General features: G+C 60.9%; 18 protein-coding genes. 3 read left to right on the top strand and 15 right to left on the bottom strand.

Features of this window, described 5'->3' with window-relative positions; all coding sequences use genetic code 11:
- Positions 1 to 57: 57 nt before the first annotated feature.
- Positions 58 to 585: a TetR/AcrR family transcriptional regulator gene (locus tag V6N02_RS10240; RefSeq protein ID WP_371225484.1), complete on the top strand. Its 528-nt coding sequence runs from the start codon at positions 58 to 60 to the stop codon at positions 583 to 585.
- 3 nt (positions 586 to 588) lie between these two features.
- Positions 589 to 984, top strand: a complete 396-nt coding sequence (locus V6N02_RS10245; RefSeq protein WP_371225485.1) for an META domain-containing protein — start codon at positions 589 to 591, stop codon at positions 982 to 984.
- Here the strand turns inward: V6N02_RS10245 and recO are convergent.
- Positions 968 to 1,696 carry a DNA repair protein RecO gene (gene recO / locus V6N02_RS10250; RefSeq protein WP_371225839.1) on the bottom strand — a complete coding sequence of 243 codons (729 nt, stop codon included), beginning with the start codon at positions 1,694 to 1,696 and terminating at the stop codon, positions 968 to 970. The genes V6N02_RS10245 and recO overlap by 17 nt on opposite strands.
- A gap of 172 nt (positions 1,697 to 1,868) precedes the next feature.
- Here recO and V6N02_RS10255 point away from each other — a divergent pair, with 172 nt between their 5' ends.
- Positions 1,869 to 4,172, top strand: a complete 2,304-nt coding sequence (locus V6N02_RS10255; RefSeq protein WP_371225486.1) for a vWA domain-containing protein — start codon at positions 1,869 to 1,871, stop codon at positions 4,170 to 4,172.
- Here the strand turns inward: V6N02_RS10255 and V6N02_RS10260 are convergent, their stop codons facing one another.
- The 14 genes from V6N02_RS10260 to V6N02_RS10325 form a co-directional block, all read right to left on the bottom strand.
- On the bottom strand, positions 4,173 to 4,505 hold the full coding sequence (locus V6N02_RS10260) for a DUF1491 family protein (protein ID WP_371225487.1): 333 nt from the start codon (positions 4,503 to 4,505) through the stop codon (positions 4,173 to 4,175).
- A complete protein-coding gene (gene era / locus V6N02_RS10265; RefSeq protein ID WP_371225488.1) occupies positions 4,502 to 5,410 on the bottom strand; it encodes a GTPase Era in 909 nt (302 codons plus the stop codon). The genes V6N02_RS10260 and era overlap by 4 nt, the downstream gene beginning before the upstream one ends.
- Before the next feature lie 140 nt (positions 5,411 to 5,550).
- Positions 5,551 to 6,234, bottom strand: a complete 684-nt coding sequence (gene rnc / locus V6N02_RS10270; RefSeq protein WP_371225489.1) for a ribonuclease III — start codon at positions 6,232 to 6,234, stop codon at positions 5,551 to 5,553.
- Complete coding sequence (gene lepB / locus V6N02_RS10275) at positions 6,231 to 7,265, bottom strand: signal peptidase I (protein ID WP_371225490.1); 1,035 nt, start codon at positions 7,263 to 7,265, stop codon at positions 6,231 to 6,233. Before lepB (V6N02_RS10275) ends, rnc begins: the two co-directional genes overlap by 4 nt.
- On the bottom strand, positions 7,262 to 8,098 hold the full coding sequence (lepB, locus tag V6N02_RS10280; RefSeq protein ID WP_371225491.1) for a signal peptidase I: 837 nt from the start codon (positions 8,096 to 8,098) through the stop codon (positions 7,262 to 7,264). Before lepB (V6N02_RS10280) ends, lepB (V6N02_RS10275) begins: the two co-directional genes overlap by 4 nt.
- 55 nt (positions 8,099 to 8,153) lie before the next feature.
- Positions 8,154 to 8,576 carry a holo-ACP synthase gene (gene acpS, locus V6N02_RS10285; protein WP_371225492.1) on the bottom strand — a complete coding sequence of 141 codons (423 nt, stop codon included), beginning with the start codon at positions 8,574 to 8,576 and terminating at the stop codon, positions 8,154 to 8,156.
- Positions 8,573 to 9,193, bottom strand: coding sequence for a LysE family translocator (locus tag V6N02_RS10290; RefSeq protein ID WP_371225493.1), 621 nt, complete (start codon positions 9,191 to 9,193; stop codon positions 8,573 to 8,575). Before V6N02_RS10290 ends, acpS begins: the two co-directional genes overlap by 4 nt.
- Positions 9,194 to 9,215: 22 nt before the next feature.
- Entirely contained in the window at positions 9,216 to 9,647 is a 432-nt protein-coding gene (locus tag V6N02_RS10295) for a hypothetical protein (RefSeq protein WP_371225494.1), read from the bottom strand.
- Entirely contained in the window at positions 9,644 to 10,081 is a 438-nt protein-coding gene (locus V6N02_RS10300; RefSeq protein ID WP_371225495.1) for an ABZJ_00895 family protein, read from the bottom strand. The genes V6N02_RS10295 and V6N02_RS10300 overlap by 4 nt, the downstream gene beginning before the upstream one ends.
- Positions 10,078 to 10,842: a pyridoxine 5'-phosphate synthase gene (locus tag V6N02_RS10305; RefSeq protein WP_371225496.1), complete on the bottom strand. Its 765-nt coding sequence runs from the start codon at positions 10,840 to 10,842 to the stop codon at positions 10,078 to 10,080. The genes V6N02_RS10300 and V6N02_RS10305 overlap by 4 nt, the downstream gene beginning before the upstream one ends.
- 99 nt (positions 10,843 to 10,941) lie before the next feature.
- The gene (locus tag V6N02_RS10310) at positions 10,942 to 12,051 is read right to left on the bottom strand and encodes a mandelate racemase/muconate lactonizing enzyme family protein (RefSeq protein ID WP_371225497.1); all 1,110 of its coding nucleotides are present in this window, start codon (positions 12,049 to 12,051) and stop codon (positions 10,942 to 10,944) included.
- A gap of 78 nt (positions 12,052 to 12,129) precedes the next feature.
- Complete coding sequence (cobO, locus tag V6N02_RS10315; protein WP_371225498.1) at positions 12,130 to 12,738, bottom strand: cob(I)yrinic acid a,c-diamide adenosyltransferase; 609 nt, start codon at positions 12,736 to 12,738, stop codon at positions 12,130 to 12,132.
- 63 nt (positions 12,739 to 12,801) lie between these two features.
- Positions 12,802 to 13,470: a DUF2062 domain-containing protein gene (locus tag V6N02_RS10320; RefSeq protein WP_371225499.1), complete on the bottom strand. Its 669-nt coding sequence runs from the start codon at positions 13,468 to 13,470 to the stop codon at positions 12,802 to 12,804.
- A 10-nt stretch (positions 13,471 to 13,480) separates the two neighbouring features.
- The gene (locus V6N02_RS10325) at positions 13,481 to 15,622 is read right to left on the bottom strand and encodes a RelA/SpoT family protein (protein ID WP_371225500.1); all 2,142 of its coding nucleotides are present in this window, start codon (positions 15,620 to 15,622) and stop codon (positions 13,481 to 13,483) included.
- Positions 15,623 to 15,646 lie beyond the last annotated feature (24 nt).

The raw sequence follows: 15,646 nt of genomic DNA on the forward strand, positions 1-15,646 counted from the left end.
GGGGTGCGACCAAAAGGGGGGATTGATGTACGCTGCACTGCAGCGTAATTGTGGGGGATGAGCCAAACAACCAAACAGCGCCTCAGTCGCGACGCCTGGATCACCGCCGGGTTCAAGGCCCTTGCCATGCGGGGTCCCGAGGCGTTGAAAGCCGAACCTTTGGCGCGCGATCTGGGCACCACCAAAGGCTCGTTCTATTGGCATTTCAAGGATGTCCCCGACTATCAGTCCGCCCTGCTGGACAGATGGGAGAGCAAAGCCCTGCCGCCTGAGGATGAGAGCGGTTTGCCCGTGCCGCGCCTGCGCCGTCTGGCCAGCTGGCTGGGCGAGGCAGACGCCGAGGAAGCCGCTTTGCGCGCCTGGGCCAGAGGCGGTGGTGAGGCAGCGCGGGCCGTAACCCGGGTGGATGCACGGCGCTTGAAAAAAGTCGGCGCCCTGCTGCAAGAGATCGGCATCGCCAACCCTGAAATGGCGCGGATTCTCTATGCCGCAGGGGTGGGCATGCGCGAGATGCAGGACAGCGAGTCGGCCCCCGGTGCGGATGCGATGGGATCGCTGGTCGATCTGATTCTGGCACTGAGGTAAGTGATGCGTGCGCTTGTCCTTTCCCTTTGTGCGGTTCTAACAGTTAGTGCCTGCGAGGCGGATGAAACCATATCCGGCCATGGCGGAGCCGGGCATATCTGGATCCTGCAAGAGATTGATGGGCAGGCGTTTGACGCGCAGGCCACAATTGAATTTCCCGAAGAAGGCAAGATCACCGGCCAGGGCCCCTGCAACCGCTTTAGCGCGACGCAATCGGTGCCTTATCCATGGTTTGAGGCAGGCCCAATCATGGCCACCAAGATGGCCTGCCCCGATCTGGCGGCTGAACAGGTGTTTTTCACCGCATTGGCCGAAATGACCCTGTCCGAAGTGGCGGGCGACACGCTGATCCTCAGCAATGACGCGGGCCGCGACATGGTTTTCAAAGCGCAGAAGTAAAGCGATCCACAAATCGTTGACGCGCGGCCGGCAATGGCTTGTTGCCCAGCTCGGGGGCCAGTTGGGTCTGCAGGAAGTGCCCCGTCACGCGAAACCCCTCGGCGATTTCGGCGTCTGGCGCAGGCCCATGCCCCAACAAGCAGGCGGGCAGAGGCAATAGGCGGTCGGCCCATTCCCCCGCCCCCCGGGTGGACACAGCCCGACCGGTCCGGGGAGACACAAAGCTGAGGTCATTGGCCCCGGCCCCCAGCACCGCGCATGTACTGAGATCAAGCCCAAAGCCCATGTCATCAAGAAGCGCGAGTTCCCATTGCAGGTAAGCAAGGGGCCACAGGTCAGGCTGGCCCAGAAGATCAAGCAATGCCTCGGTTTTCTGGTAAAGCCGCGGATGCGCCTCGCGCTCGGGCAAGGCGAATAACAACAGGGCCGTAACCGCGTTCAATCCCGCCAGTGACAGACGATCCCCCAACGAGGCGGCAGCGCGCGAGCGGATCAGTTCGGGCGCAAATGTCCCAAGATGGTCTTCAAGCCGCGCGCGCCAGGCCAGATCAAGCTGCGCGCCCGGCTGCAACACCGGGGCCAGCTTGCGCGAGGCCCCCCCGCGCACCACACCGGCATGACGCCCGCGTTCGGGCGTGAACACCTCGATGATCGCCGAGGTTTCGCCATGCGTGCGGGACGACAGCAATATGCCCTGATCGCGCCATTCCATTTGCGGGGTGCTCTTTTCCTCGTCTGGTTGGGCTGTGATTGCACACCAGAGTGGCCCGCAGGACAAGCCCGGATACTCCAAAAGGTATGGAAAGACATAGGTGACAAGCCCGCAAGGCTTGTGTTTCATAGCCATATTAAAAAACGCCATTGGAAGACAGGGGAAGTTTGGAATGGATTGGTTCAGGTCAGGTATTGCAGCATTGGTGACGGTTGGCGGGTTGGCCCTTGGCGCGCACGCACAGGCGCAATCGGATGAAAACGTGATGATCGTTTTTGATGGCTCCAATTCGATGTGGGGACAGATCGACGGGGTCGCCAAGATCGAGATTGCCCGCGGCGTGATGGAAAACCTGTTAGGCGGATGGACGGACGAGCGCAGTGTGGGGCTGATGGCGTATGGCCATCGCCAGCGCGGTGACTGCACCGATATCGAAACCTTGATCGCCCCTGCGGCGGGCACGCGCGGAGACATCCTGTCCCAGATCAATGGCATCACCCCGACCGGCAAAACCCCTTTGACCGATGCGGTGGAGCAGGCCGCGCGTGCGATGTCTTATGAAGATACCCCCGCCACCGTCATCCTGATTTCCGATGGTTTGGAAAGCTGTGAGCGTGATCCATGCGCGCTGGCAGAGGCGCTTGAGAAAGGCGGCGTGGGCTTTACCGCGCATGTGGTCGGCTTTGGTCTTGGCGGGGACGCGGATACCGCGTCGCTGTCCTGCATTGCCGAGAAGACCGGGGGCGAGTTCCTGTCTGCCGCCAACGCCGAGGAACTGGGTAACGCGCTGAGTGCCGTCTCCGTGGCCGTCGCCGAAACACCCGAACCCGAACCTGTGGTGGAACCCGAGCCCGAGCCGGAACCCGCGAAACCCGAAGTGGCGGTAAGCGGCCCGGAAACGGCGATCAAAGGATCGATGTTTGACGTCAGCTGGGACCCGACCATTGCCAAGGATGATTACATAGCCATCGTCCCCATGGGCGCGGATGAAGGCACCTACGGAAATTATCAACTGGTGCGTGACTACTCCACCGTGCAGCTGCGCGCACCTGCTGATGTCGGGCTGTATGAGCTGCGCTATATCCAGCGCGCCGATGGTGCGACACTGGGCCGGGCCACGATTGAAGTCACCGAACCCGAGGTCACCGTGAGTGGACCGGACAGCGTGATCACCGGCGCGGACTTTAAAGTCACTTGGACAGGAACCGTGGCAAACGACGACTATATCGCCATCGTTCCGATGGGGGCGGATGAGGGCACCTATGGCAATTACCAGTTGGTGCGCGACTTCAGCGAGACAACGCTCAAAGCCCAGGCAGAAACCGGCATGTATGAACTCCGCTACATTCTTCGCGAAGGCGGCAAGACCCTGGCCACCCAGATGATCGAAGTGACCGAACCCGAAGTCACGGTCAGTGGCCCCGAACGGGTGGTCACCGGCGAAGACTTTACCGCCAGCTGGACCGGAACAGTGGCAGAGAACGATTACATCGCCATCGTCCCCGTGGGATCCGAGGAAGGCACCTATGGCAATTACCAGCTGGTGCGTGACAAAAGCGAGATCACCCTCAAGGCCCAGGCCGACCCCGGCATGTACGAGTTGCGTTACATCCTGAGGGAGGGCGGCAAGACACTAGCCACGCAGATGATCGAGGTGGCCGAGCCAGAGGTCACAGTCAGTGGCCCCGAAACCGCGCTGGCCGGGGCGGTTGTACGGCTCAGCTGGACCGGGGCCGTGGCTGAGAATGACTATATCGCGATCGTGCCCGCCGGCGCCGATGAAGGCACGTATGGTACCTACCAGATGGTGCGCGACAAGACCGAACATGATCTGGTGATGCCGGGCGATACCGGCCTTTACGAGATCCGCTATATCCTGCGCGAAGGGGCCAAGACACTGGCCAGCCAGATGATCGAGGCGACCGAACCCAGCGTGACCCTGACCGCGCCTGAGCAGGTGCGCATCGGGGATGAGCTGAGCGTTGGCTGGTCCGATGCGGTGAACGCGCTCGACTACATCAACCTTGCCCCGATGGGCAGCGATGATGAAAGCTTCGCCACCTACAAGCAGGTGCGCGACAAAGGCTCAACCAAGCTGAACGTACCTGAAACAGAAGGCATGTACGAATTGCGTTACATGTTGAAGGCCAACAACCGGGTGATCGCACGCAAGACCATCGAAGTGCTTGGGGCCGATGCCGCGCTCAACACCGGGGCCAGCCTGAGCGCACCTGAAACCGGTGTTGCAGGATCGGTGATCGAGGTCGGCTTTGCGGTGGATGCCGACAGCGCCGATCAACGCATCACGCTGGCCAAGGCAGATCAGGCGATTTTCACCTGGGTCACGGCCGTGAAGGTCAAGGATGCGGGACCCGTGCAAATCACCCTGCCCGATGCCCCGGGCGTGTATGAGTTGCGCTATCTCGACCTGAGCAATCAGGCGGTTCTGGCCCGTCAGACGATTACGGTTGAGTGATCAGCTATCCAGGCCGGGCTGATCCAGCAGGTGACGCCCGGCGCGATCCTCAACCTCGATCACCCAGAGGTCAGGATCAAAACCGCGCTGGCGGGCGATGGCCTCGTCCACTTCGGCCTCGGGGCCATCGGCAAGCGCCACCCATTCCCGCGCACCGCTCATGAGATCGAAGGACCGCTGAAAGGCCTGCGCCTGTCCATCCAACGTGTTCAGCTTGATCAGAACAGCACCCGCCGTGTCATCCCCGTGGGATGTCACAAAAGCGGGAATACCCGCCAGTCGCAACCGGGTCAGATAGGCCTGCACCCAGAATTCTGAGGTCAGACGACTCACCCATTCCCATCCTTGAAATCAAGACCCATTTCCGAGTACCGCTCGGCCTCATCCTGCCAGCCAGGGCGCACTTTGACCTGTAAAAAAAGGTGGATACGGCGAGCCAGGAACTCTTCCAACTCTTCGCGTGAGGCCTTGCTGACCGCTTTGACGGTCTCGCCCTTCTTGCCCAGCACGATACCCTTGTGGCCATCGCGGGTGACATAGATCACCTGATCAATCCGGGCCGAGCCATCCTTGCGCTCTTCCCAGTTCTCGGTTTCGACGGTTAGCTGATAGGGCAGTTCCTGATGCAGACGCAGCATCAGCTTTTCGCGCGTCATCTCGGAGGCAATCATCCTTAAGGGCAGATCAGCAATCTGATCTTCGGGGTAGAGCCAAGGGCCTTCGGGCAGTTGCTCGGCCAACCAACTGCGCAGCGCATCAACCCCATGGCCCTTTTCAGCGGAAATCATGAAGGTCTCGGCAAACTCGAAGCGATCATTCAACTCTTTGGCCAGACCCAGCAACGCCTCGGACTTCACCCGGTCAATCTTGTTGATCGCCAGCGCCACGCGGCGCCCTTTACCCACATCTGGCAGATTCTCCAGTATCTTCTCGGCCCCTTCGGTGATGCCGCGATGGGCCTCGATCAGCAACACGATCACATCGGCATCCGCCGCCCCGCCCCAGGCCGCCGCCACCATGGCCCGATCCAACCGGCGACGGGGTTTGAACAGACCCGGCGTATCAACAAACACCAGCTGCGCATCGCCCTCAATGGCAACGCCGCGAATACGCGCGCGGGTGGTCTGCACCTTATGGGTCACGATCGACACTTTCGCGCCGACAATGCGATTGAGCAGAGTGGACTTGCCCACATTGGGCTCACCAATCAAAGCCACGAAACCAGCGCGCTGCGTCATACCGTATTCCTGTTTTCCATGAAACGCTGGCCTACCCTATCTGCGCTCAAGCCGCCAGATGCTTCTTCTGGCCACAAATATCCCGGGGGTTTGGGGGCTGGCCCCCAACTTAATCTATCAAGCGTGGCGCAGCCACTCCGTCAGGTCGCGTCCAGCTGTTCCAGCAGGGCCCGGGCCGCGGCCTGTTCCGCCAGACGTTTCGATCCTGCCGTGGCCGTCACCGACGCGCCATTGTCCAGCCGCGCCTCAATGGTGAATTGCGGCGCGTGATCAGGTCCGGATCGGGCAGTTTCCACGTAAGACGGCGGTTGCAGCCCCCGCGCCTGCGCCCACTCCTGAAGCGATGTCTTGGCATCACGCGCGTCATCCTTGACCGAGGACACCCGCGTGCCCCAGAGCCGCAGGATCATGTCCCGCGCCACTTCAAACCCCGCATCGCGGTAGACGGCGGCAATCACCGCCTCCATCGCGTCACCCAGCAACGCCTGTTTGCGCCGCCCGCCCGACATCATTTCCGAGCGGCCTAACTTCAACACGGCCCCCAGATCAATTTCACGCGCGACCTCGGCGCAGGTCTCCTTGCGCACCAGCGCGTTGAAGCGCGGGGCCAGTTGACCCTCGGTGGCATCCGGGTCCAGCTCCAGCAGCGCCTCGGCCATCACCAGCCCCAGCACACGGTCCCCCAGAAACTCCAACCGCTGATTGTCAGCGCGCGTGGGCGAGGACATCGAAGCGTGGGTGACCGCACGCACCAGAAGCCGGGGTTGGGTAAAGACATGCCCCAAACGAGCCTGAAATCCTGAAAGCTCAGCCGACAGTTTCATCGCAACCCCACCCAATACCGCCCGGGCCGCCAGTTCCAGACTTGCAGCAACCGCGTGCCCGCCGACGAAAAGACCACCTGGGCCGCGCGGCCGGTGATGTTGTCACGCGGGACAAATGACACCCCGCCCGAAGCCACGGGAATACGCGAATCCGAGGCGTTATCGCGATTGTCACCAAGGAAAAAGTAATGGCCCTCGGGCACGGTGTAGACCCCGGTGTTGTCCAGTGGCTGGTCGCCGATATCCAGGATATCATAACGCACCCCGCTTGGCAGCGTCTCGCTCAACCGGGTTTTCTCGCAAACAGAACTCTCGCCCTCATCCGCATTTGTGCAGCGGGGTGCGGACCCCAACGCCCCTTGTGGACCCGCCGGTTCGGTGTAAACCCCTGTCTCGGTTTGCGGCAGAGGCTCGCCATTCAGATGCACGATGCCGTCGATCATCCGGATCGTATCCCCCGGCAAGCCAATCAGGCGCTTGATGTACTCCGCCTCATCTCCGTCGCGCCGAAAGATCAGGACGTCTCCCCGGGCCGGTTTCTCAACCCGGACGGCCACGATGAAATCCCCGATCAGAAGGTTGGGTTTCATCGACGACGCCGGGATGGAATAAGGTGCCCAGAACACACGAGACAACATCAGCACGCCAAATCCAAGCGCCACGGCAAAACCAACTCGCGAATACCCGGTGTCTTCGGCCCTGTCGATCGCGAGGCCCGGTTTGAACGCCAGCGTGATGATCAGCAGCAAGCCGATCACGGGTAAGATCGCCACCCAGATCAGCCAGCCGGACCAGCCGACATCCCGCAACCGGCGGCGTGTATGGCCCAGCCAGATGGGCAGCACCATGGCAAGTGCTACGAAAACCGCCGTGTTTGAACCGCTGAAATTGCGCGTGACCGGAATCAGCGATACCAGCGTGATAAGAACGATTGTGATCAGCAGAAACGGCAGACGGGCGGTTTTGCCTGACCAGTCAAACCCATGCCTGGTCAGCGCCGGAGGAGTCAGGGCGGTGCGCGACCCGCTCACTCTAACCCCTTGAAAAAGCGGTCACCCCGCCAGGTCCAGAAGAACAGCATCGAGCGGCCCGCGGATGAGAAAATGACACGATTGGCCCGGCCGATCAGGTTCTCATAGGGCACGAAACCAACACCGCCTACCACTTGGGCCGCGCGACTGTCCATGGAGTTGTCACGGTTGTCGCCCATGAAGAAGTAATGCCCCTCGGGCACGGTGAACACGTTGGTGCGATCCGAGCGTTGCCGGGTGATATCGAGGATGTAATGGCTATGACCATCCGGGAAGGTTTCGCGCAGGCGGATCTTGTCACAGCTCGCCCCCTGACCGACCACGCCATTGGCACAGCGCGGGCGCACGCCCATCGGACCTTGCTGGGCGAATTCTTCGGTGAAGGTGCCTGCGTCTTCCAGTTTCACGGCCTCGCCATTCAGGTGCAAAACGCCATCTTTCATCTGCACCTTGTCGCCCGGCAGACCCACCAGACGCTTGATGAAATCCGTGCCGCTCACAGGGTGGCGAAAGACAATAATGTCGCCCCTCTCGGGCTCGCCGCCCATGATCCGCGTGTTATCGCCATCCAGCCAGCCACAGATATCCTTGGCGTCGATATCAATACCCACCGCCGGGATGCGGATTGTCGGGCAGGAAGCATAAGAATAGCCATAGGCCAGCTTGTTCACGAACAGAAAATCGCCCACCAGCAGCGTATCTTTCATCGATCCGGACGGAATCCAGAACGGCTGAAAAAATACCGTGCGGAAGATTCCAGCGATCACCAGCGCCCAGAAGACGGTTTTGATCGTCTCCCAAATGGTGCTGCCTTTTTTCTCTTCCGAGGCCATTCGTATTCTCCGGGGTATTAATGCCTGCGCTACATGCGGTGGTGCGCAGGGGGTGTCAAGCGTTGGGCGGCGTGGGTGTGCCGATCGGGCGCGCCTCGATCAGCACAAAGGCCTGCGCCCAGGGGTGATCGTCGGTCAGGGTGACATGGATGATGGCCTCGTGACCCTCGGGCGTCATCTCGGCCAGACGTTCAGCCGCCCAGCCCGTCACTTCCATCACCGGCTGTCCGGTATGCAGGTTGCTGACGGCCATATCTTTCCAGGAAATGCCCATGCGCAAGCCCGTTCCAAGCGCTTTGGAACAGGCCTCTTTCGCGGCCCAGCGTTTGGCATAGGTGCCAGGTGTATCGGCGCGGCGTTCGGCCTTGGCCTGCTCGATCTCGGTGAAGACACGGTTGCGAAACCGGTCACCAAACCGCTCAAGCGTGCCCGCGATACGCTCGATATTTGCCAGATCGGTGCCGATGCCAAGGATCATCGCGTAAAGGCCGATCGGATCAGGGCAAATCCGGCCAGCGAGAACAGCGCCGCGCTGACCCCGTCTATCCAGCTACGAAAGCGCCGGTAGGCCGCCATCACGCCGCCCAGTGAAAACAGCAGCGAATAGGTCAGGTTGTTGAAAAAAGCCACGACGACACAAACGAGCGTGGTCAGAACAACCGACAGGGTCGAGCCGGACGGATCAAGCCCCATCGACAGGGCCGCCATCCATGCGATCACCGATTTCGGGTTGGACAGGTTCAAGATGACCCCGCGCCAGAACCAGCGCCCTGCCCCGACCTGCGCCACCTCGGCAGCACCCGGCGCGGCCGCCGATCGGGCCGACGACCATGCCAGATAGAGCAGATACAGCCCGCCAAGGAGTTTGAGCACCATCAGCGCCCCTGCCGAGGCCTGCAGCACAGCGCCCATGCCCGTCGCCGCAAGAATACCCCAGAACACCAATGCCACGCTCAGGCCCAACCCATAAATCACGCTGGCCCTGCGCCCATAACGCATCGCAATCGCCGCGTTGGACAGATTGGCCGGCCCCGGAGACGCTGCAACAATCCAGAATGCAGCGCCAACGGCCAACAAGGTGGGAATACTGATCATAGGGCGCTCCTCCTGATGCTGGTCACTGCAGTTGTGCGGCGATATCGCCCGTGGCCTGGTTCAGCGTGAACACCAGAATTTCCGGGGCGAACTCGACACCGTCAAACCGGGTCACATTCATCTGGAAAACCAGCCCCACCTGCGCATCATAATGGGCAACAAGACTGCTGAAATCAGCGCCTGAAAACCCCGTTTGGCCGCTTAGGCCCAAGGTGGCGCATTGACGTCCGCCGAGCTCGTCATAGGGGGGCGACAGGATCAGGATGCGAAAGGCCCCTGCCGCAGGTTCAATTGTGTCCAGCAGGGCCAGCCGCACCTCTCCATTGGCGAAAGTGGCGGTGTGATCCTCCCATGGCTCAACAATGCCATCAGCGCGGGCGGCCCAGTCACAGGGGACGGCCTGTTGCGCGGCGACCGGTGAGGCCAGCATCAGCGCGGCAAAGACAGCTTTCATTCGATCTCTCCCCGGCTGCGCATCAGGCTGAGTTGATTGCCCGCGCCAATGCCCACGAAGATACGGTTGAAGACCAGATACCCCCCCGCATAGAGCCCCAGCAGGACCAGAAATTGCTGCGAAAGGGCTTCTGCGATGGCCAGTTTGCCAAACTCGGGCGCGATCCCGCCTGCAAGAAAGGCAAGTGCCACATTCAGCGCCGTGGCGATCAGGGTGGCGGTCCAGGTAAAACCCCAGGCCTGGGTCGAGTTGGGTTTCACCTTGGCCTTGCGGGCAAACTGCTGACCTTCGATCAGGGCGGCAATCATCGCCGGCACCATCAGTTGAGCGCCGGACCCCAGCGCATTGTCGACCCGGGTGTTCAGCAGGTTGATCAGGATGGCCGCGCCCAGCGCCACCGCCAGAAACACAATGCCGTAACGGATGTAATTCATATGGCCGAACGGTAATCGGTGCTGCGGGCATCATCCATCAGGGCGCGCATGTGGCGGATCGCCGGGTCGAGCCCCATGAAGATCGCCTCACCAATCAGGAAATGGCCGATATTCAGCTCCATCACCTCGGGGAAGGCCGCGATGGGCTGCACGCTGTCATAGGTCAGCCCGTGCCCGGCATGAACCTCCAGTCCCAGCGAATGGGCGAACTGGGACATCTCGCGCAGAGCGGCATATTCGCGGTCACGATCCGTCTCGCGCCCTTCGGCATGGGCATCGCAATAGGCGCCGGTATGCAGTTCGATCACCTCGGCCCCGATGCGATGGGCGGCCTCGATCTGGCGTTTGTCGGCAGCAATGAAGATCGATACGCGGCTGCCCGCCTCGCGCAGGGGCGCGATGAAATGGGCCAGCCGGTTTTCCTCGCGCGCCACTTCAAGACCGCCTTCGGTGGTCTTTTCCTCGCGCTTTTCGGGCACGATGCAGACCGCATGGGGTTTGTGACGCAGGGCGATTTTCTGCATTTCGGGCGTGGCGGCCATCTCGAAGTTCAGCGGCACGGTCAGCGCTTCCATCAACGCATCAATATCCGCATCCGAGATATGGCGGCGATCTTCGCGCAGATGGGCGGTGATGCCATCGGCCCCGGCCTCTTCGGCGATCTTGGCCGCGCGCAGGGGATCGGGATAGTCCCCACCACGTGCGTTGCGAACCGTGGCAACGTGATCGATATTCACTCCAAGGCGCAGGGTACCAGACATGACGCGTCTCCTTTTGCGTAAGCCGACTCAGGGGAGAGGGTAGTGGATTTCGCAGACAAGGCGAACCCGTTTTACGAGCCGTCCATCCCGGGTGCCGGATCAGACACGAAACGGAGCCATGGCCGTCTCGTCAAAAGTGATGCCAATACCGGGTGCGATAGGTCGATGGATCTCGCCATTTATGACCTGCATCCGACCGGAGCAGAGATCATCCAGTGCCGTATCAAACAGTGGGAAATGTTCGGTCAGGCCAAGGTTTGACATCCCCAACGCCGCATGCACAACCGCCGCCGTCCCCAGCGCCATGCTGTTGGCGTTATGGGGGGAAACCGTCACCATTGCCGGTTCGGCCATCGCTGCAATCGCCTGAAGCTCAAGCAGCCCGGACAGGCAGATATCCGGATTCACGATATCCACGGCGCGTTCGGCGAAGAGATCCGCAAAGTCCCGGCGAGTGGCAAGGGTTTCGCCAGTCAGAAGGGGTTGCTTGATCGTATCGCGCAGGTAACGATAGCTGGCCGCATCGGTGGGCGCGAAAGGGTCTTCGATCCATGACAGGTCAAAAGGCTCCAACGCGCGGGCCAGTTCAATCGCCCGGGCCGGGCTGGCATGGCGCCAGAAATCGACGGCCAGGCCGATGTCAGGCCCGACCGCGTTGCGCACCGCCGACATCACGGCCACCCCATCGGCAATGGAGCTGTCACGCTTGAAAGGGTAAAGCTTGATCGCGCGGTAGCCGTCAGCAACCTGACGAAGGGCCATCTCGGCAAACGCATCAGGTGTTTGAGGGTGGGGCGAGTAGATATTGGCGTAGACCGGAACCGTGTCGTGGCAGGCCCCGCCCAGCAATTGATAGACCGGGGCATTCAGACGTTTGCCCGAGATATCCCACAAGGCGATCTCGATCCCGGCAAAAGCGCTGTAGAGTTCCGCCCCCGGGATCTGCAAACCAAACGCGCCGAGTGCGTCATTCAAAATCCCCCGGATATCGCCCGCAGGCCGCCCGATCAGCCAATCGCCGAGCGCGCGCGCCATGGCAATCAGCGCCGGTTCGCGGTGATTGAGGATATGGCATTCGCCCCAGCCGATCAGACCCTCTTCGGTCTGCACGCGCACCAGAACATAAGGCTTGTGCGACCACCACGGGTGGGCACGCGCGTCAGCGGGAATGCAGTAGGGGTCTATCCGGGCAATGCGATCTGTCATCATCGGATGCTATCGCCGGGCTATCGTGGCAATCAACCGCGAAACGCCCGAACGACGCCGATAACGGGCGCGCGGACGACCTTAGAACTCGACACCTTTCTGCGCCACGACACCATCCTTGAACGGGTGTTTCAGCAACGACATCTCGGTGACAAGATCAGCCGCCTCGATCAGTTCGGGCTTGGCATTGCGGCCGGTCAGGCACACATGGGTCATCTGCGGTTTCTGGGTCAGCAGGAAATCGACCACCTCGTCGATATCCAGATAATCATAGCGCAGCGCGATGTTGATCTCGTCCAACAGAACGAACTGGATGTCGGGATCCAGAATCTGCTCCTTGGCAATCCGCCAGCCATTTTCAGCCGCCGCAATATCGCGTTCGCGATCCTGCGTTTCCCAGGTAAACCCCTCACCGGAAACGAAAAACCGACATTCATCGGCGCATCGTTCACGCAGGAAGGTCTTTTCGCCCGTGTCCCAGTTCCCCTTGATGAACTGCACGACGGCGCAGGGCATACCGTGGGCGATGCAGCGCATGATCATGCCAAACCCGGACGAGGATTTACCCTTGCCCGGCCCGGTATGCACCATGATCAGACCCTTCTCTTCGGTCTTGGTGGCCATCATCTTGTCGCGCGCAGCCTTGATTTTGCGCATCTTTTCGTTGTGGCGTGCGTTGGTGTCGTCCATTGGGAATCTCCGCGATGGTTGGTTCGGGCCAGAATGTGCATTGCGCACCTAAAACGGCAAGGATTATTCCGCGCCGCTCTTGGGTTTGGCTTTGGCCTTGACGGCCGCCTTGTCCTTGAGCGCGGCAAGCTTGGCTTTCAGCGCGCCCTTACGGCGGTTCTGATAGGCCTTGATCAGCGGCAACGACAGGTAATACCCCGCGATCCCGAAAACAATACCGGGGATAATGCCGCCCACAAGATAGGGCAGGAACACCTCGTGGAAGAACACCGCGAGATGGCTCCAGTCGGTTTGCTCATGGGTGAAAATCGCCTTGAAATTATGCCACAGATCATCCCCCGCATCGACGAACTTCCCGCCCAGTGAACGGTGCACCTCGTCCTCGCTCAGCCCGTTCATCCCCAACAGGGCATAGCCGGTGTTCAGCGACAGCGCCCCGATCGGCAGGAAGGTCAGCGGATTACCAAAGAAGGTCGACAGAAGCGAGGCGACGATATTGGCGCGCATCAGTTTGGCAATCAGCGCCGCGAATACGAAATGCAGCCCGAACAGCGGCGAGAAGCTGACGAAGATGCCCGCGAAAATGCCGCGCGCAATCCGGTCGGGCGGATCAGGCAGGCGGTGCAGCCGGTGCTTGACGTAATGGAACCCGCGCGCCCAACCGCCCTTAGGCCACAGAAAGTCTGCCGTGGCCTTGTACCAGGGCCGTCTGTCTCGGCGTTTGAATACCACCCGCGCGCTCCTAGGCTTCGGTCTTCTGGGCGTTGCCGGTCCGCTCGGGATCCCGGTAACGTTCGATTGCGGCCACATCGCTTTCTGCTTCCAGTGTCGAAATCACACTGTGCAAATGCTCAGCGTCGCGCAGCTCGACATCGACAAGCAGGCGGTAGAAATCTGGTTTGCGGTCCACAAATGTCAAATCCGAGATATTGGCCTTCTGCTCGCCGATCAAGGTGCAAATGCGCCCCAGCACACCCGCGTCATTGCCGATGGTCACCTCAAGCGTGACGTCGTAAACCGCCGGGTGTGTGCCGTCGTGCCAGTGCAGGTCCAGCCAGCGATCCGGCTGGTCCTCGACCTGCGAAAGCGTATCACAGTCGATGGCATGCACCACCACGCCGCGCCCGCGAAAGGTGATCCCGACAATGCGTTCCCCCGGCAAGGGCTGACAGCAGCGCGCCCGGTCAAAGCTTTGATCGGCTGCCAGACCGATCACGGCCATGTCGCTGGCAATGGCATCGCCCTCGTCCGGAGTGAGATCAGGATAGACGGAATGCAGCACCTGACGTGCGGTCAGTTCTGCACTGCCCAGTCGGGCCAGCAATTCATCGGCATCGGGCAGGCGCAAGTGCTTGGCGGCTGTTTCAAGCGCCTTGTCGGTGGCTTTCTTGCCCACATGATCAAAAGCGGCACGCGCCAGTTCGCGGCCCAGTTTGATAAACCTGTCCCGATCCTGTTCCCGCAAAGCACGGCGAATGGCCGAGCGCGCCTTGCCCGTCACCGCGATATCCAGCCAGGTCGACTGTGGCGTCTGACCATCTGCGGTGATCACATCCACCGATTGACCGTTCTTGATCCGTGTCCAGAGCGGGACACGCATATTATCAATCTTGGCCCCCACGCAGGCATGACCGATACGGGTGTGAATCGCATAGGCAAAATCAATCGGCGTCGCCCCACGTGGCAGTTTCACCACGTCTCCCTTGGGCGTAAAGCAGAACACTTTGTCGGCGTACATCTCAAGTTTGACCGCTTCGAGAAACTCGGCGTGATCCTCTTCGGCGTCGAACTGCTCGGTCAGGCCAGCAATCCATTTGGCTGGATCAACGGCAAACGGGTTTTCAGAGCGCACACCATCACGATAGGACCAATGCGCCGCCACGCCGCTTTCGGCCACGTCATGCATGGGCCGCGTGCGAATCTGCACCTCGACCCGCTTGCCATCACGGCCCGACACCGTGGTGTGGATCGACCGGTAGCCGTTCGATTTCGGCTGGCTGATGTAATCCTTGAACCGGCCCGGCACGGCACGCCAGCGTTGATGGATCGCCCCCAGCACCGCATAGCAATCCGCATCCGTGTCGGTGATGATCCGAAATCCGTAGATATCCGACAGGCGGGAAAAACCGATGTCCTTCTCCTGCATCTTGCGCCAGATCGAATAGGGTTTCTTGGCGCGTCCCAACACCTCGGCACGGATACCGGCCTTGCCAATCTCATGCTCCATATCCGAGGTGATCCGGCCAATCACATCGTCCGAGGCCTTTTGCAGCGTGATAAAGCGGCGGATGATGCTGGCGCGGGCATCGGGGTTGAGCACGCGGAATGCCAGATCCTCCAGCTCTTCACGCATCCATTGCATCCCCATGCGGCCTGCAAGGGGTGCGAAGATGTCCATCGTCTCGCGCGCTTTCTTGATCTGCTTTTCGGGACGCATCGCCTTGATCGTGCGCATGTTGTGCAGCCGGTCGGCCAGTTTGACCAGAATCACCCGCATGTCCTTGGACATGGCCATGAACAGTTTGCGAAAGTTTTCTGCCTGCTGGGTTTCGGTGCTGGAAAGCTGCAGATTGGTCAGCTTGGTCACACCATCGACAAGATCAGCAATCTCGCTGCCGAACTTGTCGGCCACGGTGGCGTAAGAGGCGCGGGTGTCCTCGATCGTGTCGTGCAGAAGGGCGGTGATGATGGTGCTGTCATCCAGCCGCTGTTCGGCCAGAATGGCGGCGACGGCCACAGGATGGCTGAAATACGCCTCGCCGGAATGGCGAAACTGACCTTCATGCATCTCGCGGCCATAGTCATAGGCCGCGCGCATCAGGGATTCGTCAGTTTTGGGGTTGTAGCTGCGGATCAGGCCGATCAGGTCTTCTACGGCGATCATCTGGCTCCGCGTCCCTTTGGCGGG

This window comes from Roseovarius conchicola (assembly GCF_041403425.1).
Lineage (GTDB): Bacteria > Pseudomonadota > Alphaproteobacteria > Rhodobacterales > Rhodobacteraceae > Roseovarius > Roseovarius conchicola.